Source organism: Pseudoruegeria sp. SK021 (assembly GCF_002119405.1).
In the GTDB taxonomy this organism is placed as follows: Bacteria; Pseudomonadota; Alphaproteobacteria; order Rhodobacterales; family Rhodobacteraceae; genus Meridianimarinicoccus.
Genome location: NZ_MTBG01000128.1, coordinates 1 through 538, shown reverse-complemented (window position 1 = coordinate 538; position 538 = coordinate 1). Strand labels below are relative to the sequence as shown.

Sequence of the window (538 nt, the reverse complement as noted above, 5' to 3'; positions counted from 1 at the left end):
GCTTGGCGACTGCCTTGTCCCATTTCACGCCATAGGTTTTGACAAAGAAATCGAAGGCGACGTTGGCTTCGGCTTTTGTCTCGGCCTGCCAGATGTCGTGCAGATGGCCCTTGGCTTTGGCTTGAACGGACTTCGGCATCGCGTTCAGCACGTTCATGGTCTTGTGGACCCAGCAGCGTTGCTCCCGCGTCGTGGCGAACACCTCGCGCAACGCAGTCCAGAACCCCAGGGCTCCGTCGCCGATGGCCAACTTGGGATCCTGTTTCAGGCCACGGCGCTTGAGATCGAGCAGCACCTCGCGCCAGCTTTGGGTGCTTTCGCGGAAGCCATCGGTCATGGCCAGAAGTTCCTTTCGGCCATATTCATCAGCACCGACGATCACCAAAACACATTGTTTTTCCTCAGCCATCCGTGGTTTGAAGTAGACGCCATCCGCCCAGATGTAGAGAAATCTCCGCGAGCCAAGGTCACGTTTCTGCCAGAGCTCATAGTCCATCCACCAGTCGGCCTTCAGCCGCGTAATGGTCTTGGCAGATAG

Annotated in this window: 1 protein-coding gene; it reads right to left on the bottom strand. The window is 57.2% G+C overall.

The annotated features are described in order from the left end of the window. Nucleotides 1-538: transposase (locus BV911_RS18925; RefSeq protein ID WP_139840174.1), on the bottom strand; the 538-nt coding region annotated here is incomplete at both ends.